The organism is Flavobacterium panici (genome assembly GCF_024499525.1).
Classification (GTDB): domain Bacteria; phylum Bacteroidota; class Bacteroidia; order Flavobacteriales; family Flavobacteriaceae; genus Flavobacterium; species Flavobacterium panici.
This window is the reverse complement of the sequence record NZ_CP100437.1, coordinates 4,334,487-4,357,659: the sequence shown is the minus strand read 5'-3', so window position 1 is coordinate 4,357,659 and position 23,173 is coordinate 4,334,487. Positions and strand designations below refer to the sequence as shown.

Genomic DNA, 23,173 nt, shown 5'->3' with positions numbered 1-23,173 from the left:
AAATTTTGTTTTTACAATACCATTTTCTCAATTGGGCAAACTAAAATTCCTTCGGCTCCAACTTCTTTTAATTGATCGATTACGTCCCAAAAAGTGTCTTTGTCAATTACAGAGTGAACACTGCTCCAGCCTTCCTGCGCTAATGGCAGAACGGTTAAACTTCTTAAAACCGGAAGGATTTTTCCAACTGCGTCGATTTTCTCGTTTGGAATGTTCATCAAGATGTATTTTGAATTTCTCGCTCTTAAAACTGATTGTATTCTGAATTTTAAGGTGTCGATGTGTTTTTGAATTTCTGGAGAAACTTTTGGTGAAACGGCTAAAACTGCTTCACTTTTCAGTATCACTTCAACTTCTTTTAAGTTATTTTTGAATAAAGTGCTTCCGCTTGAAACGATATCGACAATGGCATCGGCAAGTCCAATGTTTGGTGCGATTTCTACAGAACCTGAAATTTGGTGGATATCTACTGTTAACCCAAAAGAATTGAAATATTCGTTAACTGTATTTGGGTAAGAAGTTGCGACTCTTAAACCTGCTAAATCCTGAATTGAATTGTATTCGAAGGTTTTAGGAACGGCAACAGAAACTTTGCATTTTGAAAATCCTAATCGCTGTACGACTTCAATTTCTTTTCCTTTTTCTACTAAAAGGTTGTCGCCAACGATCGCTAAATCTACTACTCCGTCAATTAAATACTGCGGAATATCTGAATTTCTTAGGTATAAAACTTCAAGAGGAAAGTTTGAAGCTTCGGCTTTTAACTGATCGATTCCGTTGTTGATTGAAATACCGCAATCTTTTAGGATTTGAATGCTGTCTTCGTTTAAACGACCCGATTTTTGAATTGCAATTTTTAAAGTACTCATTTTTCTTTTTTTGTTAGATTAATAGTTTGAGTACAAAGAATTGGTATAAAAAAACCCGTTTGATGTACTCAAACGGGTTTTAAAATATGATGATTTACATGCATACCATTAACACATCGCTTGAGAGCAATAATGAAAATGATGATGATGTAATTGATTTGAAATCATTGTTTGGTTTGTTTTATAATTCTTTGATTCGGTTGCAAATATAATAGTTAATTTCATAAAAAAGCAATTTTTAATATAACTTAACGATAGTTTATTGTTAAAAAAAATCTGAAGTACTGTTTTTATTGAAAAATTTTAATTTACGAAAACGTTTTCCAAATCTTTATTAAAAGCCAAAATTACTGTTGTTCCTACTCCTATCTCGCTTTCAATTTTAAATTTAACATGAAGCAGTTCTGTAATTCTTTTTACTATAGAAAGCCCCAGACCAACTCCTTTAATTTCTGGATGTTCTGTATAATTGGACCTGAAAAATGGGTTAAAAATCATTTCTAAATCTTCTTTGGCAATACCAATTCCGTTATCAGAAATTTTACAAACTATTTTATTGTTTTCTTTAAATAGCAAAATCGAAATTTCTCCATCTGGATTTGTATATTTTACTGCATTAGAAATAATATTTCTAAGAATGGTAATGATTAAAAAATTATCAGACTGAATATAAAAATCTGTTCCGGCATCAAATTTTACATCTAGTTTTTTACTTTTTATTTTCTCTGAATTCAGCGTTAAAACATCTAAAATTATCGCATTTAAATAGACTTTTTCTGTATTAATCTGCTGCTTTTGATTATCGAACCTGGCCATTGTTAAAAGCTGATCTACGAGCATATTCAAATGATCAACTTCATTTATACAATAGTTTATTTTATCTTCGTATTCCTTATTGTTTCTGGGTTTACGTATAAGCACTTCAAGTGTTCCTTTAATAACGGTTAAAGGCGTTCTTAACTCGTGTGAAGCATCAGAAGTGAACTGTTTTTCACGTTCAATAGCATCTTCAATTCGGTTTAATAAATTGTTTATGGTTTTGGAAAGTGTATACAATTCATCTCGCGTTTTAGGCAGCGGAATCCGCGCTTTCAAATTATCTTTTGTAATAATTTTTGAAGTATTAATTATGGCATTTATAGGCTTAATACTTCTGCCTGCAAAAAATCTGGCCAGAAAAAACAACACTATTAAAATCGCTAAAAACGATAAAAACATGATATCAAATAAGTTGTTTAATACCAATTTTGAATCTGAGAGCGACATTGCTACAATAATATAGCCTATCGGTTTGTTCTGAACATTTAATTTAACCTGAATTTGCCGAATGGCATTATTCCCCATTTTGGTATCAAACAATTCATAATCTTCTACAGAATCATGAAATTCAAGTGCTTGTGTTTTTAAATTTGGTGCTTTTTCAATAATTTTTTTATTCAAATCTAAAAACTCCACAAAAACAGGATTTACATCAACAGTATTGTGTTCACGCTCTTCCCATTCTTCTTCATCAATAAGAATTACTTTGCCATTTTGTACTTTGATTTCTTCTAAATGGTTTTTAATTTCAACTTTGATATTTTCGTCTATGTGACTGTAAACGGTATGTTTTACGATAGAATATATAACCGAAAAAACCACTAAAATTAATAGACCCGTGGTTATGATATAGTTTAAGGCAATTCTGTTTTTAAAGGAAAGCTGGTTCATTTATAAGTCATTAGCGATATAACCTACGCTGCGGATGGTTTTAATATAGTCTTCTTCAATTTTTAAATTGAGTTTTTTACGAATAGCGTTCATAAAAACATCAATTACGCCGGTATCGTATTCAAAATTAATATCCCAAACGTCTTTTAAAATCTGATTTCGTGTGCAGACTTTGCCTTTATTTTGAATTAAATAGGTCAAAAGTTCAAATTCTCTTTGTGTTAAAGCGATTTCTTCATCATTTTTTAAAACGATATGTTTGGAAAGATCAATTTTAATCGTTCCTAATGAAAGGGTTTCGCTTCCGCCCCTATTTCTAAAATGAATTTTAACCCTTTCTACTAATTCTTCAAAACTAAAAGGCTTTTTGATATAATCATTTGCACCCGCTTTCAGACCTTCTATGGTTTCCTGAACGGTATCTTTTGCGGTTAAAAAAATTATGGGTGTTTTTTGGTCTTTAATTCTGATTGCTTTGCATAAATCTAAACCATTGATTTTAGGGATCATCCAATCGAGTAAAATTAAATCAAATTTATGGTTCTGAGTTAATTCAAATGCTTTTGATCCATCATTTGCGGTTGTAATTTTATATCCTTCTTCGCGCAGTCCTTGTTCTAAAAACTGAACAATTCCTAACTCATCTTCAACAATTAAAATGTGCATATCGTATTATTTTGATCCAGGATTAATATCTCTTTTACTCTTCAAAGATATAGCTTTTAAGACTTTTAACCTCTTAAAATCATAACAATAGGTTAAAATACATAATCTTAAGCAAAAATTAAGGATAGAATAAGTAAGGTAAAAGGGGAACTTCATCTGTTGTTAATTAATCGAAATTAATTTTGCAGAAAATAAAATACCATGAGTTCTTTCAAAAAATTATCTCCATTTTATAATCTGGCAATTTTCTATTTTTCTATAAGTTTTATCTTGAGAATTGTTTTGATTTTTCATCCAATAACGCAAAGTTCTTTTAAGTTTTTAGAAAGCTTGAAAATTTTTGGTTTAGGATTACTTTCAGATTTTTTTGTTTTCGTGATTGCCTCGGTTTTTCTTTGGCTGTATCTCATTTTTCTTTCAGAATCTAAATATAGTAAACCTTATGGGTATATTATTTTAGGCTTTTTAGCTGTATTACTTTTATATGCGGCTTCGGGAAAAAGCATTTTTGATGAATACGGAGGTGCTTTACCCAGAATTGTTTTGATTTTTATTGGATTAAAAACCATTTTATTTACACTTTTTCTTTTGCTGCCAAAATACAGAACGAAGCTAAGATTTTGGCTTTATTCGTTTGTCGTTTTTCTATATGTTTTACTAATCCTGCAAAACGGATTGAGTGAATATTTCTTTTGGAATGAATTTGGGGTAAAATACAATTTCATTGCAGTTAATTATCTCATTTACACTAATGAAGTTATTGGAAATATTATGCAGTCTTATCCTGTAATTCCTTTATTTTCGGCTTTATTTTTGGTTAGCGGGATTGTTACTTATTTTATAGTAAAAAGGTCTAAGAATTATATTAACGAAATTCCTTCTTTTACTGAAAAAGTAAAAATCTCCGGAGTTTACTGGCTTTTATTTGCGATTTCACTTGTTGCGATTCCAACTTTGGCGAAGACCGAAAATTCTAAAAATGTTTTTGTAAATGAATTGCAGTCTAATGGATTGTATAAGTTCTATCTGGCTTTTGAAAACAACAAATTAGATTATTTCAAATTTTACAAAACACTGCCTAATCAGGAAGCTTTTACAATTTTGAAGAAACAATTTCCGAATATTTCCGGAGAAAATACAATTCAAAAAATATCCAGCGATTCTTTAGAAAATCATAAAAATGTGGTTTTAATTACGATTGAAAGCCTAAGTGCTGATTTCATGAAAACGTACGGAAACCAAGAAAATATAACTCCGTTTTTAGACAGTTTATCTCAAAAAAGCCTACAGTTTACGAATTTATATGCTGCCGGAAACCGAACTGTACGCGGACTTGAGGCTGTTACTTTATGTCTGCCGCCAACTGCTGGAGAAAGTGTTGTAAAACGCGAAGACAATAAAAATAAATTTTCTACGGGTTCAGTATTTAAACAGAAAGGATACAACGTAAAATTTATGTATGGCGGAGATGCTTTTTTTGATAATATGCAGGATTTTTATTCTGGTAATGGTTATCAAATTGTAGATAAATCTAGTTTTTCTCCAGATGAAATCACGTTTTCAAATGTTTGGGGTGTTTGTGATGAGGATATGTACAACAAGGCTATTAAAGTGATGAATACTGAAGCGGGACAAAACAAGCCTTTCTTTAATCATATTATGACGGTGAGTAATCACAGACCTTTTACATATCCAAACAATAAAATTGATATTCCAGGTGATATTAAATCTCGTGACGGCGGTGTAAAATATACTGATTATGCGCTTAAAAAATTCTTTGATATGGCCCGAAAACAGCCTTGGTTTAACAATACTGTTTTTGTAATTGTTGCTGATCATTGTGCTTCGAGTGCCGGAAAAACAGAGCTTCCACTTGACAAATACAGAATTCCGGCTTTTATTTATACACCAAATGAAAAACCTGAAAAATGCAATAAATTAATGTCACAAATTGATCTTATGCCTACTCTTTTCGGTTTATTGCATTTTGATTATGATAGTAAATTTTTCGGACAGGATGTTTTAAAACCTTCGTATAAACCAAGGGCTTTTATTGCTACTTATCAGGATTTGGGTTTAATAAAGGATAATGTTTTAACTATTTTATCGCCTAAACAAGAGGTAAAACAATTTGCTTTAAAATTAGATTCAAAAGATAGTGTTTCATCTGAATTTCAGGTTGAATATGACGAAATGCCATTAAAAAAACACAATATGGATTTGGTTAATGAAACCATTTCTTATTATCAATCTGCTTCGTTTTTATTGAAGGAGAAGAAATATCAGAAGTAAAGTTTTAAATTTTCAATTCTGAAATTCCAAATTCCAAATGTGGTTAATGGCACGCAGATTTGGCAGATTTAAACAGATTTTTTTATATCCGTTCTTGATATACTGGACCTAGACGCACTGCTGTGCGTCTCTACATAATCGTTGTGTATAAAATATATTGACATGGATTGATTGACATGAATTGAATCGACATGGATTGATTGACATGGATTGATTGACATGAATTGATCGACATGAACTAATCGTAGAGACTAATCGTAGAGACGCACAGCAGTGCGTCTACGCAATCTAAATCTACAATCTGAATCAAAATTTTAAATTCCAATTTTTTAAATTCCAACTAAAAACAAAAAGCCTCAAATTCATTTAGAATTTGAGGCTTTTTGTTGAAACTTGAAACTTTAAACCTGAAACAAAAATTTAATCATTCTGATTCTTCAATCCGAATAAATCTCCTTTTTTGAACAATAATAAATCGTCTTTTAGAGCTTGATTGTTTCTTTGTGTTACTGCTGGTGAATCTAAATCGCTTAGATCTGGTTTTCCGGCATTTACCCACGCTGTATACCAAAAACTTGCTGTTGCAGTAATGGCTTTTTTCATTTGGCTTTCCACCATTCCGTTTAACTGATCGTTTAGTTTCTTTGCATATTCATCAGAGAAAATTGGAGTATTGTATTTGCTTTTCAATACTTTTCCATCAGCATCCATTTTAAAAACCTGATTTTCGGGAGTTGCAGTTCTTAATTTTTTATCGATATCTAATAATGGCTGCGCTAAACTGTGTGTATCGTTGATCATGTCCCAGATTGCTTTATGAACATCTGTATAATATTGAGCCTGAGGAACATTTAATTTATAATTTTTAGCAAATAATTCAGGAAGTCTGCTTTCCCAAAGAGAATGAATCCCTTTTTGGTCGCTCAATTGTCCGTCATGGTTTGCAGACGTGTGCAATGGCATATGCGCATCACCTATATAATGACCTAAATCTGCAGCAAGAAATAAAATTTCTGCTCTGTTTTTATCTTTAAAAGCTTTGGTTAATTTAGCCATCATATCTTCAATATACCAAGGTAAAATTCCATTATCGTTCAGGAATTTAGCATCATATTTTTTCTTTGCGGCTTCCATTGACTGCGGAATACTGTCAGCAGAACCAAAGTTTTCCATGTCGAAATAATGTCTTGGATTTTCGTCTTTATAATTTAAAGCATATTTACGAATATCCGGAACAGAAGCCTCCTGCGTAATAAAATCAATGTGGTTGTAAAAGAAAACCTGAAGTTGCTGTGGTAAAGCCATTACAGCTGCTTTATTAATTCTTTCATGGCCTACAATTCCCCATGATAAAGTAAAAAAACCAATAATTAATGCGAAGAATGCAATTAACTTTGGCCTCATTTTGAAGTTTTTCATTTTGTTTTTGTATTTGGAAGGCAAAGTTACCGTATTTAAAGATAAATTAAAAGATTACCCTTGAAGAATATGTTAATTTAACTTTTATAAGTTTTTGAACCATATAAATGATATAAGTTCATGTTAAAGATTTTTATTTGTAAGTTTGCTAGTGACTTTAGTTTTATAAATATGCGCCATATACATTTATTTTTTTTGCTTCTTATTAGTTCCGTTTGTTTCGCTCAAGAAGCTGACATAGAGCTAAAAAACGTTAACGATACTATCTTAAATACCAAGCGGGTTCTTAAAATGCAAGACCCGATTGACGGGGTAAAAACAATGCAAAAGCTGTTTCCAGGAAAATTATACAATCTTTCTGATCACAATACGTTTATAAGCTGGAAATGTAAAACTTGTAAACCTTTGCCTTTTACTGATGTGAATGGTGTTGAAGGCGATCAATTGTTTCCTTATTCTGAAGGTGTGGCAACAAGACTTCTTTCCAACATTGATTATGCTGATTCTAAAGGAAACCAATTCAAAATCTTGGCTTTTAATCATTCATATTATGATGCTGATGGTTTACAAACCGGACGTTTTTCTGGTGGTTTGTTAGGTTTAGCAAAATTTGCTAAAAATGGTAATGCTTGGGAAATGAGATCTTTTCAGCCTGCGGTTGCTGCTTTTGGTGCTTTTTCACAATCTCCAAAACCTAAACTTTTGCAAATTGGCGAAGATCAATATGCTTTTACTTTATTACATGTAAATGGCGGTGCTGGCGGACCTTTTGAAGGCTGGTTATACTTAGTTGCTGGTTTTGATGGTAAATATCAGCCAATATTGGAAGCTAATAGTTATCAGTTAACCAATGTTTCAAGTATAACCTGGTCTGGTTCTTATACAGTTGTAGATGATGGGACTAAAAAACATTTTAGAGATATCATTATAAAAACCAGCGGATCATTCAACAAAGCGGCAAAAGCTGAAGATGAGTTTGAAGTTACACCTCCGGATGAAATCGCTGCAATGGCAAAAACTAAAAAATCATTTAATTTTGAGATCGAAAGACGTTTTTCTTTTAAGGGAAAATCATATAAATTGATTGGTAATCCTGTTGTAAAGTTTTCTAATGTAAAATGATAATCTAACATTTTAACCACTAAGACATTAAGTTTATTAAGCTGTTGTCTTTAATTTTTTGTCAAGTTTCATTAAGCAATTCTTTATTGTTTTTGATCTTAATTTTAATTTAGAAAAACAATTGATACTAAACTTAAGCCTGCAATAAATATCCAAAGAAAAACTCCCTGAAGCAAAGGCTTTACTCCTACTGATTTTAAAGTGTTTACATTTAAAGTTGCTCCAATTAAAAACAGCGTAATGGTTAAACCAATTTTAGCCAGATTTACAATATGCGGTGCAATAATCGATACTTGCGGAACGTAAGAGTTGATAAGCATTGCCAAAACGAATAAACCAATAAAATAAGGAATCTTTATTTTTGAGTTTTTATTTTTGAAAATAACGGCTGTTAAAAGTGAAATTGGAATAATCCATAAAGCTCTGGCCAGTTTTACGGTTGTTGCGATTTGCAAGGCTTCTGCCCCATATTTATTGGCCGCGCCCACTACAGAACTTGTATCGTGAATGGCAATGGCACACCATAATCCGAAATCTTTTTGAGACAAATCAAGCTGATGTCCAATAAATGGAAAAGCAAACAACGCAATTGAATTTAGTATAAATATTACGCCTAAAGCAATTGAAGTCTGATTTTCATTTGATTTTATTACAGGAGATATTGCTGCGATGGCACTTCCTCCGCAAATTGCTGTTCCGCATGAAATTAAATGTGATGTTTTTTTCTCGGTTTTAAGCCATTTTCCTAATAGGAAACCAAATATTAAGGTGCTGAAAATTGAAAATATAGTCAATACAAATCCTTCTTTTCCTGCTGAAAATGCGCTTGATGCGTTCATTCCGAAGCCTAAACCTACTACTGAAAACTGCAATAAAAAAGTTATGGCTTTGCTGTTGAATTCTACAAATGGATTTCCGAACACATTCACTATGATAACGCCAAGTAATAAAGCAACTGGCGGGGAAATTATCGAAAATAAACATAACAAGATTACAAGAGCAAAAATTAACTGCTGCAAAAAATGATTTATTTCAAATAAATGTGATGCGGAATGTTGTTTCGTTTTCAAAATAGAGTAATTGATATTTACTCTGCAAAGTTCCGTCGATTAAATGGAAATCGCCAATCGTAAAATACAATCGGCTATAACTTCAAGTTATAATGATTAGCAATATTTTGAATAAACAACTCTGATAAAGGATCAGATTTTCCTAATAAGGTTATAATATAAAAATGTCTTTCGATTGCTAATTTCTCGATATCTAAGACAATTAATTCTTTGTTTTTCAATTCTTTGCTTACTGCATGAATAGACATAAAAGCAAAACAATCTGAGTTTAATAAATATGATTTTATGCTTTCTGTACTTCCTAACTGCATTTCGATTTGCAGGTCAGAGAATTTTAAACCAACGTTTTTTAGGGCAAATTCTATAACTTCAAGTGTTCCTGATCCGCGTTCGCGGGTTATAAATTTCATTGATTTTAAATCGTTTACTGAAATTTCATTTTGTTTTACAAATGGATTATTGCTGTTGCAGACTAAAACCAGTTCGTCTTTTAAAAACGGAATGTATTTTATGGATTGATTTTTTGATTGTCCTTCGACAATTCCAATTTCGATTTCTTTATTGATTAAAGCGTTTTCGATTTGTTCTGTATTTCCGTTTAACAAATTGACTTTTATGTCTTTTTGTTTTTGGTGGAAATGGGCCAAAACTGGAGAAATAATATATTGCGAAATTGTGGTACTTGCACCTAATCGCAGTAAACCTTGGCGTTCGCTGATAAAGGAACTCATTTCAAAATCGATTTCACGGTAAATTTCGAAGATTTCTTTGGTGTGTTTTAGCAGAATTTCTCCGGCTGGAGTTAAAGCGATTTTAGAACCGTTTCGTTCGAATAATTTGGTTTTGTAGGTTTCTTCGAGTTCCTGAATGTGTTTCGAAACTGCCGGCTGTGTAATATACAATTCGGTTGCCGCTTTAGTAAAATTAAGGCGGAGCGCAACGGTGTAGAAAACTTTTAGCCTGAAATCCATATATAATTTTTATGCAATTATTGCCAATCTATTGGGAACATTCCCGATTCATTTAACGACAGTACTAATTTATATTTATCTGTTTTTCTATCTCTTCTGTAAATATAAACTTTTTTTGAAAATGCTCTTTTTACTAAACTGTCTTCTTTTTGAACATCTATTTTATAAGAATTAAAGTTTGCAAAACCAAATTCAGTTACAGTATCACTAACAGTCACCATACCTTTTGCATTCTCGTTAATTTTAGTAATTACAAAATGATAATCTTTTCTGTTTTCACTTCTTACATTTATATAAATTAAAGAACAAATAACTAAAAAAAACATTCCAAAGAAAATTAAAATCTTTTTTGAGGACATCGCGAAATTGTTTTTTTAATAATTCTCTATTTATATTTAGTCCCTACGGGACAAATCAATTGGAGCGTCAATGTTTTTTTCTACCGACCTGAAACTCCTAACGGAGTTTATTACTATGTGTAACAAATTCATTTTTGCGTTTCTCTACCGATCTGAAACTCCTAACGGAGTTTTTTATGATGTTAATCCTTTTAATGGAATTTTATTTAACAAAAAAACAGCAAAAAAATTTAATGAAGTAAATCTCGTAGAGATTAAATATCGGTAGCAAAACCAACGTTTCAAGTACAATTTTGTCCCGTAGGGACTTTACATAGTAATGAATACAAAACTATAAAAGCCCATTATATTTTCTAACAAACCATTCCGTTGTCAACAAAGCAGCAATCAAAATCAATAACCAAACCCAATCAATTATTGGAGTTTTGGTGGAAATATTTTTCTCGATTGATTTGTATTCTTTGTTTTCTAAAAGTGTATTGATTAAATCTTGTTCTTGATTTTCGAAGAAAGCTTTTCCGTTGGTTTGTAAAGCCAATTGTTTCAGTTTTAAAACATCAGGATTTACGAATTGTTTTTCGATATCGAAATCTAAAATTTCAAAATGACTGGAATACGATGTGTTTGAGTTTAATTCTTTTACGGTGAAATTGTATTTTCCGGCTGTTAATCCTTCTAAGTTTACAGAGAACGAATTATTTCCTTTTAATAAATCATAGTTTTTAGCTTGTTTGGTTTCGGCATTTGTAACGGTAATTGTTAGTCTTGCTTTTTCATCAAACTCATAGTTTTTATTGAAGTATTGTGCGTTGATTACGATTTCTTCTCCAGAATTATAAAAGCTTTCGTGTGTTACGACCAATGATTTTTTTGAAGTTGATGTTGCCAAAAACTGAATTATCTTATCTACAAAAACATCGTACTTTTCAAATGACTGATTGTCGATATGACTTTGTAAACGCCATTTCCAGCTGTTTTCTCCTAAAAGAAAAGCGGTTCGTTTTCCTTGATTTTCGGCGAAAGCCAATAAAGGCGAATTGGTAGAAACGTTTCTAATTTTTGAAGAAAGTAAAACGGATACATTTCCGTTTGTTGAAATTGTTCCGAATGCGTTTTGCAATGGCGGGAAGTTTTCAAAACCAATATTATCTATCGCAAACAGATTAAACTGTGATTGAAATTCTGATAAATAATCTTCAACCTGTCCGCTCATTTTGAAGATTAAATTGTTTTGCTGCTGATTTAGAAAATTAAAATCGGTGCTGTTTCCGGTTATTATAAAGGTATTTCTTCCGGCTGCTTTATTGTTGTCAAAAATTGGTTTGAAAGCGTAAGTCGGCTGATATAAAACCAGAACAGAAGCTTCTTGTAATTGATTAACATCATTTGGTTTAACCAAGATTACTTTACGCTGCGCATTAACTTCTATTGAACGTTTTAAGGCCGCAATATCCGGGTGATTTATTGCCGAAACTATGGCAATTGTTGATTTTTGATCGATGATTTCGACAGCAAAATTCTTGATATTATTATAGCTGTTTTTCTCTTTTGCATTTGATGAAATGCTGGCTCTAAAAATCTGCAGTCCTACTTTATCTGCAGGTAAAAGCAAATTTAAAGTGGCTGTTTTTTTAGATGGCGAAAAAGAAACTTTCTCTTTTGCTACAACTGAATTTCCCTGCGAAATTGTAAAATCGGCAGTTGTGGTCTTGTCTCCGGCATATTGCAGGAATACTTCAACGGGAAATTTATTTTTGTGAAATGCGTATTTGTTTACGTTAAGCTGATTTATTTTTAAATCAAAAAACGTGGTTGTATCTCCTACAACCAAAGGATAAACTTTATTGGCAGGATCGAATCTGTAAACGTAGTCGTTTCCTGTAGTTTGATTTCCGTCGGTAATAATAACGGTTGGGAAAGTCAGATTTTTGTTGATGCTTTTTAAATTCCTGGCAACTTCATCTAAATTGGTTTGTTTTCCTTTGAAATCAAATTTGTCTGAAGTTTTAAATTCGTCGTCAAATTGATACGACTGAATTTCGAATTTTTCTTTTAAAGCTGGATTTGAAATTAGCTTTTGATATAATTCGACTGCTTTTTTATCTGATTTTAAAGCTGTTATTGAACTTGAATTATCAACAGCAATTGCTAAAGGTGTTTTAGTTATTTCGAGCGAACTTTTAGAAATTATCGGGTTTATCAATAAAACCAATAATCCAAAAATGGCCAGAAAACGTAAAAAAGCCAAAAACCAAATCAGATTTGATTTGTTTTTGGCTTTATAAAAGTATTGAAAGTACGACAAACCACCCGCTATTACTAAAGAAAGTAATAATAATAAAATCGTGTTTGTAGTCATATTTATTTAGTATTCAGTAATCAGTTTTTAGTGATCAGCATTAGAAATCGAATTATAACAAATGTGTTCTCTTTATTATTATCAGATTTATATTTACTGAATACTTAAAACTGAACACTGCAAACTATTAAGTAAGCATTCCTCCACAAACATTAAGAACTTGTCCTGTAACGTATGCACTCATATCTGAAGCAAGGAAAAGACATGCATTTGCAACATCGTCTGTAGTTCCGCCGCGTTTCAACGGAATACCGTCTCTCCATCCTTTTACTACATCTTCTGGTAATTTTGCAGTCATTTCAGTTTCGATAAAACCTGGAGCGATTGCATTGCAGCGAATATTACGAGAACCTAATTCTAAAGCTACTGATTTTGTAAAACCAATTGCTCCGGCTTTTGAAGCTGCATAGTTTGTCTGCCCAGCGTTTCCAGAAACTCCAACTACAGAACTAATATTGATAATAGAACCTGCACGTTGTTTTAAGAAAGTTTTTTGGATTGCTTTTGTCATATTGAAAACAGATTTCAAGTTAACATCAATAACCTGGTCAAAATCAGCTTCAGACATACGCATAAGTAAGTTATCTTTTGTGATTCCGGCGTTGTTAATTAAAATATCAACTGTTCCAAAATCTGCTAAAACAGCATCAACAAAAGCTTGTGCCTCATTAAAATCGGCTGCGTTAGATTGGTAACCTTTTGCTTTAACTCCTAAACTATTTAACTCAGCTTCAAGAGCTTCTGCAGATGCAGCAGATGAACTGTATGTAAATGCTACGTTTGCTCCGTGTTTAGCAAAAACTTCTGCAATTCCTTTACCAATTCCGCGGCTCGCGCCAGTAATGATTGCTACTTTTCCTTCTAGTAATTTCATATTAAGGTATTCGTTTTTATTTTTTGAATTACAAATATAGAGTATTTGGGCGTTTAATAAAATTTGTGATACAAAATTTGATTCAGAATTTTCTTTTTATCAGAAACAAAAAACAGCCCAATAAATTGAGCTGCTTTCTTCAAAATAAAATCAAAACTAAATTTTTTATATGTGATTTTGGTATGTAACAAAATACATAACTCCAAGAACTACAGCCATAAACAACATTCTATAAATAGATGCCTGAAATTCTTTTGTTCCTTCTATTCTGTCTTTTTCCTTTTGCTTTATAAAACTAACAATCGCAAAAGGTATAATTACTATTATCGAAATATATAGATAATATCTTGTATAATCTGGGTACAACCATGATACTGCCTGAAGTATTAAACCCCATAAAACGAAAATAATATTTATTGGTGTAAGGTATTTTTTCATTGTTTTTATAATTTAATTAGAAAAAAAACAGCTCAAAGAATTGAGCTGCTTTCTCCAAAATAAAAATTAAAACTAAAAATTACTATAATTGATATGTTGTTGTTCTAAAGTTATTCGTAGGACTTGTAACTGTATAAATGTTGTTTGTAAACTGGATTTTAAATGCTTCTTTTTTCAAGTAAAGTCCTGCTGCGTTGAAGAATTCATCATCAAGATTTTTTAAGAAAGCCGGAGCCGGAATATAAGCTGATCCGTTATCCCATGAATCGTGCGTTAGAATAATTCGTTTGTTTGTATCATCTGCACTTGTTGTAAAGTTGTGATAAACGCTTGGTCTTCCGCCTGCAAAACGATATTCGATATAGTTACCAAAAGCTGAATTGAAATAAATTTGAATTCTGGTTATTTTTTGGTTTGCCGGTAATGTAGCATTTGCAGCGTCAAATAACGTTTTAAAGTATGTTGATGTTGTTGGTGCTGTATAAAGGTTTGCAGTAATAAAACTGATAACCATTTGCGGCTTACCATCCAGGAAGTTTTTATAGTCATCTGTAATGATTAAAGGTTTACTAGAATATTTAATTTCAGCCTTCACTCCTCCAGTTCCAGTTGCTGTAAAGCTTCCGTCAGCATCATTATACACAAAATTTGATAATTTTTGTCCGCCTACTTCTACAGCCGGGCTTACTATAATTCCGGTTGGCGTGTATCCTACTCCCATGTTGTAGCTTATAGAATAACCAGTTTCAATAGAATTTGACTCTGCAAAACGAGTTACTTCGCTAAAAGAAAAATCGAATTTGTGCGTTGTTGTACCGTCTGTAGTTTCTAATAATCTAAAAAGTGGTCTATCGTCACTTCCAATAACGTTTTGCTCCATTACTAAATTCTGAGGCAATTTTGCCCAATCATCAGCAGTTGCTTTTACAAAACGAATTTCTGTGCCGTTTCTGTTTGCTTTAAAAATGATTTCTCCGTTTTCTTGCCCGTAGTATAAAAACTGAAAATCTCCTAAATATCCTTTTGCTCTTAATGCCGGAATTGGATAATTATCTGACTCAGATAAAAGGTGAATTCTGTTTTTTGTAGTAAATGTTAAACTTACTGTACTTCCAAGCTGAATAGCGTATTCACTTTTGTATACATTAGTATCTGCATCAAAATCAGAAGCCATTTCTACAGTTCCGTCTTGTGCAAACTTAAACAAGTGTGTGTATCCGCCTAAAACTGTATTATCTGTAAAATAAACCGCTTTCCAACCAAATTGTGATGAAAGTAATGCAGTATTAAGTTCAGATTTTTGATTGTTGATACGCGTTGTAGGCGTTTCGTCAAATAATTGGTCGGCATCTGTATTGTTATTACAGCTGCTTAAATGCAGTATCAAAATAGCTGCAAATAAATACTTATATATGTTTTTTATTTTCATGATACTTGTGTTAGTTGTTTATTACAGCAGTTGTGTTTTTCTCAGCTTCGTCTCTTAAAGCATAAAAATCCATGTTGAATGCTTCTTTGAAATATTTTACTACCAAGGCTTCTTTTGTTTTTAATGCCTGATATGCAAAAGGGCTTTCGATACCATCTAAAAATGCTTCGTATTCTGCTTTTGTAAAAATTAAAATCATTGAAGCTGTTTCTGCAAAGTCTTCATTAATATTTGATCTTGCATAAGATGTAATAAACCCGATTTCATTTGATTCCGGAATATCATAATTATACCAGTCTGCTGTATATCCTACAGGTGTTACTGCAGCCCAAGCTTTTTCGTCAAAAGGTTTGTTTTGATTCAAAATATGGATGTACTCATGCTGGATTGTATGTATAAATTCTGAAACGTTTGCACGATCTGACTGATCGATATAATCTGTTTCAAACAATGTAACACGCTGTCCTCCTTCGGCTAAACCTAAAGTTCTTGTTCCTACGCTGTTTAAGTTTACTCCTCCAACTAAAACAATTTCTCTTGGTGCAATTTTTTTAACGAAATCTGCGCCTCCAATTGTTGAGTAACTTTTTAACCAAATTTCTTCAACAATTTCAAGTGCCGGCTGCACTTTGTCAATTGTTGGCGGAAATAAATAACGGCTGTTATCTACTGTATTTTGGTTCCATTTGTATTGTACATTAATATTAAATGGGTTTAAGTATGTAGTTGTAATCCAGTTGTCTAAGGCCGTTTTTGTTGGCTGTGTAAAGTCTAACTGGCTTTCTCCCGGCTGATCATCGCTTCCGCATGAAATTAAAGCTGCCGAAACCAAGGCCATAACGATAATTTTATTGTATTTGAATAGTTTCATAAGTTTTTAATTTTAAAGATTATCTAGGATTTAATTCGACACCTGTATTTGATGCGTGCAAAGGAATTTGTATTGCTCTGCGGTTGTCATCTTTTACTAAAGTGTTTACCGGTTTGTTTGTTGTTTCGTGATTCACTACGATGTTAAAACGTTTTACATCAAACCATCTCATTCCTTCGTGTATAAAATCTCTACGTCTTGTTTCTGCAATTGCTTTTACGTATGATGTTTGTACTGGTGTCATTGTGTAAAATGGCGTGTACTCATCTGCAATTACCGGATATTTAGCTACCACTTTTGCTTCTGTAAGCTTATCTGTTGGTACATATCCTACAGTTCTTGTTGATAGAAAATATTCTAACTCGTCGTTTGCTGTTGCAATATCTCCTTTCATTACGTGAGCTTCGATTCTGTTTAAAAAGAACTCATCATTGCTTAATAAAACTTCTGCAACATATGGATCTCCAATTCCTGCTGTTACATTTGAATATTTGAAATATTCATAAAATTTAGGAAGGAATACTGTAATACTGCTGTTTGATGAATAAAAATTGTATAACCAAGGTTTATTAAATAAACTTGTTGCTGTACCAAAAATATCCGGATATCTTGCTCCTGAAAGGTAAAAACGGTTTGAATAATATGATCTGCTTACGATTGAATTTGCTGAAACGATTAATAAATTTGTTTCGGCATCACTGCTTGCATAAGCTAACCTTTGGTCAACTGCACTAAGTAAATCATAAGATGCAAAATCTCTTAATTTCCCAACTGGTTTTGAACCTAAATCACTTGTTAATTCAAGTACTCTGTCCCAGTCACCTTTTATTAAATAAAATCTGCTGGCAAAAGCTTTTGAAGCGCTTACGTTGAAATGGAATTTTGGTTGTTTGTAATCGTTTGTTACGATTTTTAAACCGTCTTCGATATCTTTTTCAATAAAGTCAAAAACTTCTTTTACTGTATTACGTTTGTATTTTGTAACTAATTCAGTTTCTGGTTTTGTAACGTAAGGAATTCCTAAATCTGATGCAGCAGTTGCAGGATTATAACGTTTTGACCAAAGTGAAACCAGCATGAAATGAGAATACGCTCTTGCGATTAATGCTTCTCCTTTTTGCGGGTTCAAACTTGCAGGGCTTCCTAAATCTTCAATTGCTTCTAATGCTTTGTTAGCGTGTGCAATTGCAGTGTAGCAGGCATCCCAATAGTAAGCCTGAGTATCTATATCTGTTGTTTCTGTTTGAATATCCCAGTTATAGCTTTGCTCATTTTTTCTTAATGTTTCAGGCATTCCGCTGTCAAAAACATTATCTGACATTGTTTCTGCAATATCAAAATAACTCATTTGCGGATAGGCTTGAACTAGTATTTCTGAGATTTTTGCAGGTGTGTCAATTTCTGTTCTGTTATCTGGTTTTTCCGAAAGGAAATCATCGCAGCTTGTAATACTACTCGTAAGTATTAAAAGGGATAATGCTATTTTTAAGTTTTTCATGTTTCTGACTATTATAATGAAAGGTTTAAAGTAAAGGTGTATTGAGATGTTACTGGTAAAGCAACTCCTCCAGAATTACGAAACTCAGGATCCTGACCGTTTAATCTTTTATCAGAGTAAAGTAACCAAGGATTAACTGCAGAACCTTTTAATGTAAAAGTGCTTAGTCCCAATTTTTTCTTGAAATCTTTAGGGAATTCCCAGCTTAATGAAATGTTTTTCAAACGAATGAAATCACCATCTGCAATACGAGCATCTGAATAATTATAAGTATTGTAAGCTCTTGCAAGTGTACGTTCTCCTCCGTAATTAGCATTTAAACGTCTGTCTGCAATAACCGGAATATTTGTAATATTCTCATCTCCAGGATTGATCCAACGGTTTGTGAAATCTTTTGTAAATACTGTTAAATCATCATAAGTACTATCATACACAGGGTTTAAACGAACTTTGTTTCCTCCTGATCCAACAAAAAACACATATAATGACCAGTTTTTATAAGTAAAAGTATTTGCTAAACCTATAGATTTGTTTGGCTCGATTGATCCTTCATATTTAAGATATTTCGTAACATTTAAATTATCCTGAAAGTTAGCATCTGTAATATTATTTTCTGCTCCGTCTTGTAAAATAAAGGTTGGAAGACCTTGATTATTTAAACCTGTAAATTGGTAAGAATACAATGAGTTTCTTGGGTGTCCAACTGTGTTTCCTCCGTTTGCATCAATTAAATCGAATGCAGTTGGTGTGTTTTCTAACTTTGTAATTTCCTGGTGGTAAACAGAAAAGTTAAGTGTTGTAGACCATTTAAAATCTTTGTTGTCAAAGTTTTTAGTTGTAATACCAACCTCTAAACCTTTAGTTTCCATATCAGCATTGTTTCCTTGTCTGATTCTTTGTCCTCCAATTCCCGAAGTAATTACGTAATCAACTAAGTCGAATGCTTTACGACGGTAAACATCTGTTGTTAACTGTACTCTGTTATTGAACATTCCAAGGTCAAGACCAATGTTTGTTTCAAATTGTTTTTCCCAAGTTAAATCGCTGTTTTGCAATTCGTCAATTCTAATTCCAGTTTCTCTGTCATCAAGGTTAAAACGATCTGTAACATAACTTTTGTAGATTGCCAATGAGTTTGTTGCTGGTCCTGCAGTAGCTGTTAAACCGTAAGAAGCTCTAAGTGCCAATGTATTTACTGATTCTACGTTTTTCATGAAGCTTTCTTCGGCAACGTTCCATTTTCCACTAAAAGTATACGTTGGTAACCATCTAGAAGAATCGCTGTTTCCTTGTCTGTTAGATCCGTCATAACGTCCTGTTACAGAAGCTGTATAACGACGATCGTATGTGTATCCAATTTTTCCGAAGAAACCAACTGTTCTTTCTTTTTCTTCATTAAATCCGTAGTAAGAATCTCCTCCGTTAATGATTTTTTCAATGATTCTTGGATCTGTAAAAGCTGTTAAACCTCTGTCGTATTGTAAACCTGCAGCTGTAAATTGATCGCTTGTTCTGTCAACAACTCTCATCTCTGTTCCAAATAAACCTTCTACTTCGTGTTTATCTGCAAAAACATTTCTATAGTTAACACTATTTCTTAAGTTATAAGATGTCATGTCGTTTGTAAATTTTCTTAAGAAACCTCCATTTGGTAAAACAGAAACTTTTGGCGCTGTTAAATCATTTGGATCCTGGTATAAGAAAATATTCTGATCTCTAACCAATGTGTTTACACCATCTTCTCCATCTGGAGTTCCAGCTTTGTAAGCACCAACTACGTTTGAGTTTTCTAAAATTTTATGTTCGCGGCTTGTGTTTGCGTAACGTGCTGAACCTGTTAAGTTATACGTTAAATGCGGCGTAATTTTATAATCAAGATCTAACTGGAAACGGATATCTTTTACTTCGATTTCCATGTAGTTGTTTTTCAACTCATTAATGATATTCATTTTAGCCCAGTTGTTTCTGTAGTATTCTAAGTTTCCATTTTCGTCATAAGGACGTAATGTTCTACTTGTGTTTAATACATAGTTAAACGGGTTGATATCGAAATCACGAGTTACTTTTCCAAAAACTACGTCTTTTTCACTTTCGTAACTTCCAGGAGCTCCCTGATCACGAATAGATGCTAATGTAGATAATGTAATATTCAATTTATCGTTTACATAAAATGTTCCTTTGATGTTACTTGAAATTTGTTTTACATCATCAGCAATTGTCCATCCCGGATCTGTATAATATCCTAAAGACGCGTAAAATGTGTTGTTTTTTCCACCACCAGAAAAACTTAATGAGTGGTTTTGTGTAATAGATGGTCTAAACAAAACGTTGAACCAGTCTGTATTTGCTAATTCATATTTTTTCAAGAAATTATTACGGCTTACAGGATCGTTATTTACTAAATATCCCCCAGTTTCTGGCACGTAAGTATTGATTGCTCTTCCTAAAATATTGTAAGCTCCACCGTATCTTCCGTTTACTGTTGAAGGTAAATCTAAATATCCTTTTTGTTCCATTTCTTTTAAAATACTCATAGATTCCTGAGAATTTAAAATATCGTACTGGCTGTAGTTTGGCACCGCTCTAACAGTTTGCTCTAAACCGTAAGTAATTTTTAACGGAGCATCTCTACGACCTTGTTTTGTTGTAACAACTACAACTCCATTTAATGATCTTGAACCATAGATAGAAGTTGCCGATGCATCTTTAAGAATCTCAATACTTTGAATATCGTTTGCATTTAAACCTGCTACAGATGAACTTAATAATGTTTCTGAGTTTCCAGATGCTAAATCTGCAAATGACATATTGATGATATCTTCCTGAACCACACCATCAATAACCCATAATGGTTTTGTATCTCCAAAGATTGAAGATGATCCACGAACTGTAATTTTTGGAGCTGTACCAAATGTTCCTGTAACGTTTTGTACGGTAACCCCTGCCGCTTTACCTTCAATCATTCTGCTTACATCAACAACACCATCAACCTTTAATTCGGCACCAGAAATTTTACTGATAGCTCCTGTAAAAGTTCTTTTAGATGTTTTTTCGTAACCTGTTGTTACTACAACTTCTTTTAAGTTTTGTCCTACTTCACTAAGTACTACGGTTGGTGTAGTATTTTCTATACCAATTTCTTTCGTGTCCATACCTACGTAAGAAATGATAAGTCCTGTTGAATTTGCAGGCATTTCGATAGAAAAATTACCATCAAAATCTGTTAATACTGCTATTTTAGTACCTTTTGCCATAACTGTAGCTCCCGGAAGCGGACTTCCTGACTGGTCTGTAACTTTACCTTTGATGATTGGACCTGCAGTTAATACTTCAAAAAGTGTATCATGATTATCAGCACTTGCAAATGGATCTGCGCTGGCAGTTTTTTGCAAAATAATCTGATTGCTTACTTCTGAAAATGTAATATTAAATGGAACCAGAACTCTGCTCAATATACTTGAAAGCGTTTCCTGATTGGCCTCTATACTTACTTTGTTACTTAACTGAGGAAGTCTTGAGTTATACGAAAACTTTACATGTGCAGACTTTTCAATTTTAGACAAAGCATTATCAAGAGTCAAATTTTCAACTGTAATTGTAACTTTGGTATCTAATTTCTTTTGCCCATTTACATTATTTGCCACTGCAAAGCTTGAAAACACAAGTGCTAAGACAAACTGAAATAGTGTTATTTTCATGATTCTATGGAGTAATCGTTGTTTAACAACTGGTTTTTTCATAATTTTGATTTGTTTTGATTAATACTGATTCGAGTGTATTTTAAGAAACGTATGAATAACTCTTTACAGAGAGAAATTCGATTTAATGAAGTGTCGATAATGTTACAGCATTTCGGCACTTTTTTTATGGTATTCACTTTTACATAGGCATTTAGTTATTTCTGGTTGAGTTTAGTTTTTGGTTGTTATTTTGGCGAAATAAATTACATTTTCATTAGGAAATGAAAGGCTTTACTTCGAAAAATTAATTATTAAAAACAATGGTATTTTTGGTGTAATTACAGTTACACTAAAAAAATTAATTACAACCGTCTGAGGTAATAATTATTTGGTTCCCATTCATTTCAAAACTGGTATTATTGCCTATGCTTTTACAGACAATTTTCAGCTTTTCCGTTAAAGGCTGATCACTTAATGATGTTGTTAAGTGGCAGTCGGTTAATTTATTTTTTGGATAATCGATATTTACTAAGTAAGCCTGCTCTATTGTTTCAAAAATCTGCGAAACCGGAATATCATTAAATTCAAAACTCAGCTGTTCTATATTTCCAACACTTTGAGTTAAAGCAGCATCCTGTGTAATATTGGTGATTTTATTAAACTTTAAGTCGCTTCGGAAAAATCGTAGTGCCTGATTAGGCAGTAATATAATTTCTTCTTCATCAGATTTAGAAACCAGTTCATTTGACTTTACCTTAACTTTACCGGTGCGAACAAGAATTTCTACATCTGGCTGGTCAGAATAAGCTTTAACTCTAAAACTAGTTCCAACAACCTTCGTAACAATTTCGTTTGCATAAACGAAGAATGGTTTGTGGGGATTTTTACTAATTTCAAAGAAACCTTCGCCGGATAAATACACCTTTCTTTCGTTTCCGGTAAAGATTTTAGGATAACTTAATTTACTGTTAGGCTGCAGTAATACAGAACTGCCGTCTGATAAGGTAATAATTTGAGGTTTGTCAGAATTATTAGTCTGCTCAACTAATCCTTCACTGTTTTCGTCAATAAGTTCTTTGTAAGTTACAACTGTGCTTTCGGTTTTAAAATAGCTGTTATAAAACCACACAGCCATAAAACCAAAAAATAATGTTGCTGCTACGCCAGACAGAAATCGTCTGCGGAAAAACTTAACTTTTAAATTCTCTAAAGTTTTTTGATTTTCTTTATCCCGAACTTTAATCCAGGTACTGTGCAGCGCTCTGTGAATATCAGAGCTTGAAAGATTATTTTCAGGAACTTTCATTGCCAAAAGCAGTAATCGTGCATCTTCAACTAATTTAGCACGCTGGCGGCTTTCTAAAGTCCACTCTTCCCAGCCATCTTCATCAATTTTGGATAAAACCCACGATTGGAATGATTCATCAGATAAAAAATCTTCTATTTCGGTATATTTATTACGTTTTTGCATCTAAAAAATAAGGTTACAAAAACATAGAGGACAGTTTTCTTATTATATACTCACCAAATTATGATTTTTTTTAAG

General features: G+C 32.5%; 17 protein-coding genes. 2 read left to right on the top strand and 15 right to left on the bottom strand.

The annotated features are described in order from the left end of the window. Nucleotides 1-11: 11 nt before the first annotated feature. The 3 genes from hisG to NLJ00_RS18325 form a co-directional block, all read right to left on the bottom strand. Entirely contained in the window at nucleotides 12-869 is an 858-nt protein-coding gene (gene hisG, locus NLJ00_RS18335) for an ATP phosphoribosyltransferase (RefSeq protein ID WP_073481274.1), read from the bottom strand. Between the two features lie 303 nt (nucleotides 870-1,172). Then, nucleotides 1,173-2,579, bottom strand: coding sequence for a sensor histidine kinase (locus tag NLJ00_RS18330; protein WP_256634890.1), 1,407 nt, complete (start codon nucleotides 2,577-2,579; stop codon nucleotides 1,173-1,175). Next, on the bottom strand, nucleotides 2,580-3,245 hold the full coding sequence (locus tag NLJ00_RS18325; RefSeq protein ID WP_256634889.1) for a response regulator transcription factor: 666 nt from the start codon (nucleotides 3,243-3,245) through the stop codon (nucleotides 2,580-2,582). Between the two features lie 201 nt (nucleotides 3,246-3,446). On the opposite strand from NLJ00_RS18325, the gene NLJ00_RS18320 reads away from it, so the two are divergent. Further along, complete coding sequence (locus NLJ00_RS18320) at nucleotides 3,447-5,537, top strand: LTA synthase family protein (RefSeq protein WP_256634888.1); 2,091 nt, start codon at nucleotides 3,447-3,449, stop codon at nucleotides 5,535-5,537. A gap of 420 nt (nucleotides 5,538-5,957) precedes the next feature. Here the strand turns inward: NLJ00_RS18320 and NLJ00_RS18315 are convergent, their stop codons facing one another. Then, nucleotides 5,958-6,956 carry a zinc dependent phospholipase C family protein gene (locus NLJ00_RS18315; protein ID WP_256634887.1) on the bottom strand — a complete coding sequence of 333 codons (999 nt, stop codon included), beginning with the start codon at nucleotides 6,954-6,956 and terminating at the stop codon, nucleotides 5,958-5,960. 291 nt (nucleotides 6,957-7,247) lie between these two features. On the opposite strand from NLJ00_RS18315, the gene NLJ00_RS18310 reads away from it, so the two are divergent. After that, nucleotides 7,248-8,078, top strand: coding sequence for a hypothetical protein (locus NLJ00_RS18310; RefSeq protein ID WP_256634886.1), 831 nt, complete (start codon nucleotides 7,248-7,250; stop codon nucleotides 8,076-8,078). A 104-nt stretch (nucleotides 8,079-8,182) separates the two neighbouring features. Here NLJ00_RS18310 and NLJ00_RS18305 read toward each other — a convergent pair whose 3' ends face one another. The 11 genes from NLJ00_RS18305 to NLJ00_RS18255 all read right to left on the bottom strand — a co-directional run bounded on the left by NLJ00_RS18305 (nucleotide 8,183) and on the right by NLJ00_RS18255 (nucleotide 23,098). After that, nucleotides 8,183-9,148, bottom strand: a complete 966-nt coding sequence (locus NLJ00_RS18305) for a YeiH family protein (RefSeq protein WP_180860129.1) — start codon at nucleotides 9,146-9,148, stop codon at nucleotides 8,183-8,185. Between the two features lie 74 nt (nucleotides 9,149-9,222). Then, nucleotides 9,223-10,119 carry a LysR family transcriptional regulator gene (locus NLJ00_RS18300; RefSeq protein WP_180860132.1) on the bottom strand — a complete coding sequence of 299 codons (897 nt, stop codon included), beginning with the start codon at nucleotides 10,117-10,119 and terminating at the stop codon, nucleotides 9,223-9,225. A 17-nt stretch (nucleotides 10,120-10,136) separates the two neighbouring features. After that, nucleotides 10,137-10,445, bottom strand: coding sequence for a hypothetical protein (locus tag NLJ00_RS18295; protein ID WP_256634885.1), 309 nt, complete (start codon nucleotides 10,443-10,445; stop codon nucleotides 10,137-10,139). Nucleotides 10,446-10,809: 364 nt separating this feature from the next. Further along, complete coding sequence (locus tag NLJ00_RS18290) at nucleotides 10,810-12,837, bottom strand: hypothetical protein (protein WP_256634884.1); 2,028 nt, start codon at nucleotides 12,835-12,837, stop codon at nucleotides 10,810-10,812. Nucleotides 12,838-12,964: 127 nt separating this feature from the next. Further along, on the bottom strand, nucleotides 12,965-13,711 hold the full coding sequence (fabG, locus tag NLJ00_RS18285; RefSeq protein ID WP_256634883.1) for a 3-oxoacyl-[acyl-carrier-protein] reductase: 747 nt from the start codon (nucleotides 13,709-13,711) through the stop codon (nucleotides 12,965-12,967). Between the two features lie 165 nt (nucleotides 13,712-13,876). Then, a complete protein-coding gene (locus NLJ00_RS18280; RefSeq protein WP_256634882.1) occupies nucleotides 13,877-14,149 on the bottom strand; it encodes a hypothetical protein in 273 nt (90 codons plus the stop codon). 82 nt (nucleotides 14,150-14,231) lie between these two features. Continuing rightward, nucleotides 14,232-15,578, bottom strand: coding sequence for a DUF4302 domain-containing protein (locus NLJ00_RS18275; protein ID WP_256634881.1), 1,347 nt, complete (start codon nucleotides 15,576-15,578; stop codon nucleotides 14,232-14,234). Between the two features lie 10 nt (nucleotides 15,579-15,588). Next, complete coding sequence (locus NLJ00_RS18270) at nucleotides 15,589-16,449, bottom strand: substrate import-associated zinc metallohydrolase lipoprotein (RefSeq protein ID WP_053471437.1); 861 nt, start codon at nucleotides 16,447-16,449, stop codon at nucleotides 15,589-15,591. A 19-nt stretch (nucleotides 16,450-16,468) separates the two neighbouring features. Next, nucleotides 16,469-17,947, bottom strand: a complete 1,479-nt coding sequence (locus NLJ00_RS18265; protein WP_256634880.1) for a RagB/SusD family nutrient uptake outer membrane protein — start codon at nucleotides 17,945-17,947, stop codon at nucleotides 16,469-16,471. 11 nt (nucleotides 17,948-17,958) lie between these two features. After that, nucleotides 17,959-21,687, bottom strand: coding sequence for a SusC/RagA family TonB-linked outer membrane protein (locus NLJ00_RS18260; RefSeq protein WP_256634879.1), 3,729 nt, complete (start codon nucleotides 21,685-21,687; stop codon nucleotides 17,959-17,961). Between the two features lie 298 nt (nucleotides 21,688-21,985). Then, on the bottom strand, nucleotides 21,986-23,098 hold the full coding sequence (locus NLJ00_RS18255) for a FecR family protein (RefSeq protein WP_256634878.1): 1,113 nt from the start codon (nucleotides 23,096-23,098) through the stop codon (nucleotides 21,986-21,988). Nucleotides 23,099-23,173 lie beyond the last annotated feature (75 nt).

Coding starts and splice junctions, on each gene's coding strand:
- hisG (WP_073481274.1), bottom strand. CDS start 869: ATGAGTACTTTAAAAATTGCAATTCAAAAATCGGGTCGTTTAAACGAA.
- NLJ00_RS18330 (WP_256634890.1), bottom strand. CDS start 2,579: ATGAACCAGCTTTCCTTTAAAAACAGAATTGCCTTAAACTATATCATA.
- NLJ00_RS18325 (WP_256634889.1), bottom strand. CDS start 3,245: ATGCACATTTTAATTGTTGAAGATGAGTTAGGAATTGTTCAGTTTTTA.
- NLJ00_RS18320 (WP_256634888.1), top strand. CDS start 3,447: ATGAGTTCTTTCAAAAAATTATCTCCATTTTATAATCTGGCAATTTTC.
- NLJ00_RS18315 (WP_256634887.1), bottom strand. CDS start 6,956: ATGAAAAACTTCAAAATGAGGCCAAAGTTAATTGCATTCTTCGCATTA.
- NLJ00_RS18310 (WP_256634886.1), top strand. CDS start 7,248: ATGCAAGACCCGATTGACGGGGTAAAAACAATGCAAAAGCTGTTTCCA.
- NLJ00_RS18300 (WP_180860132.1), bottom strand. CDS start 10,119: ATGGATTTCAGGCTAAAAGTTTTCTACACCGTTGCGCTCCGCCTTAAT.
- NLJ00_RS18295 (WP_256634885.1), bottom strand. CDS start 10,445: ATGTTTTTTTTAGTTATTTGTTCTTTAATTTATATAAATGTAAGAAGT.
- NLJ00_RS18290 (WP_256634884.1), bottom strand. CDS start 12,837: ATGACTACAAACACGATTTTATTATTATTACTTTCTTTAGTAATAGCG.
- fabG (WP_256634883.1), bottom strand. CDS start 13,711: ATGAAATTACTAGAAGGAAAAGTAGCAATCATTACTGGCGCGAGCCGC.
- NLJ00_RS18280 (WP_256634882.1), bottom strand. CDS start 14,149: ATGAAAAAATACCTTACACCAATAAATATTATTTTCGTTTTATGGGGT.
- NLJ00_RS18275 (WP_256634881.1), bottom strand. CDS start 15,578: ATGAAAATAAAAAACATATATAAGTATTTATTTGCAGCTATTTTGATA.
- NLJ00_RS18270 (WP_053471437.1), bottom strand. CDS start 16,449: ATGAAACTATTCAAATACAATAAAATTATCGTTATGGCCTTGGTTTCG.
- NLJ00_RS18265 (WP_256634880.1), bottom strand. CDS start 17,947: ATGAAAAACTTAAAAATAGCATTATCCCTTTTAATACTTACGAGTAGT.
- NLJ00_RS18260 (WP_256634879.1), bottom strand. CDS start 21,687: ATGAAAAAACCAGTTGTTAAACAACGATTACTCCATAGAATCATGAAA.
- NLJ00_RS18255 (WP_256634878.1), bottom strand. CDS start 23,098: ATGCAAAAACGTAATAAATATACCGAAATAGAAGATTTTTTATCTGAT.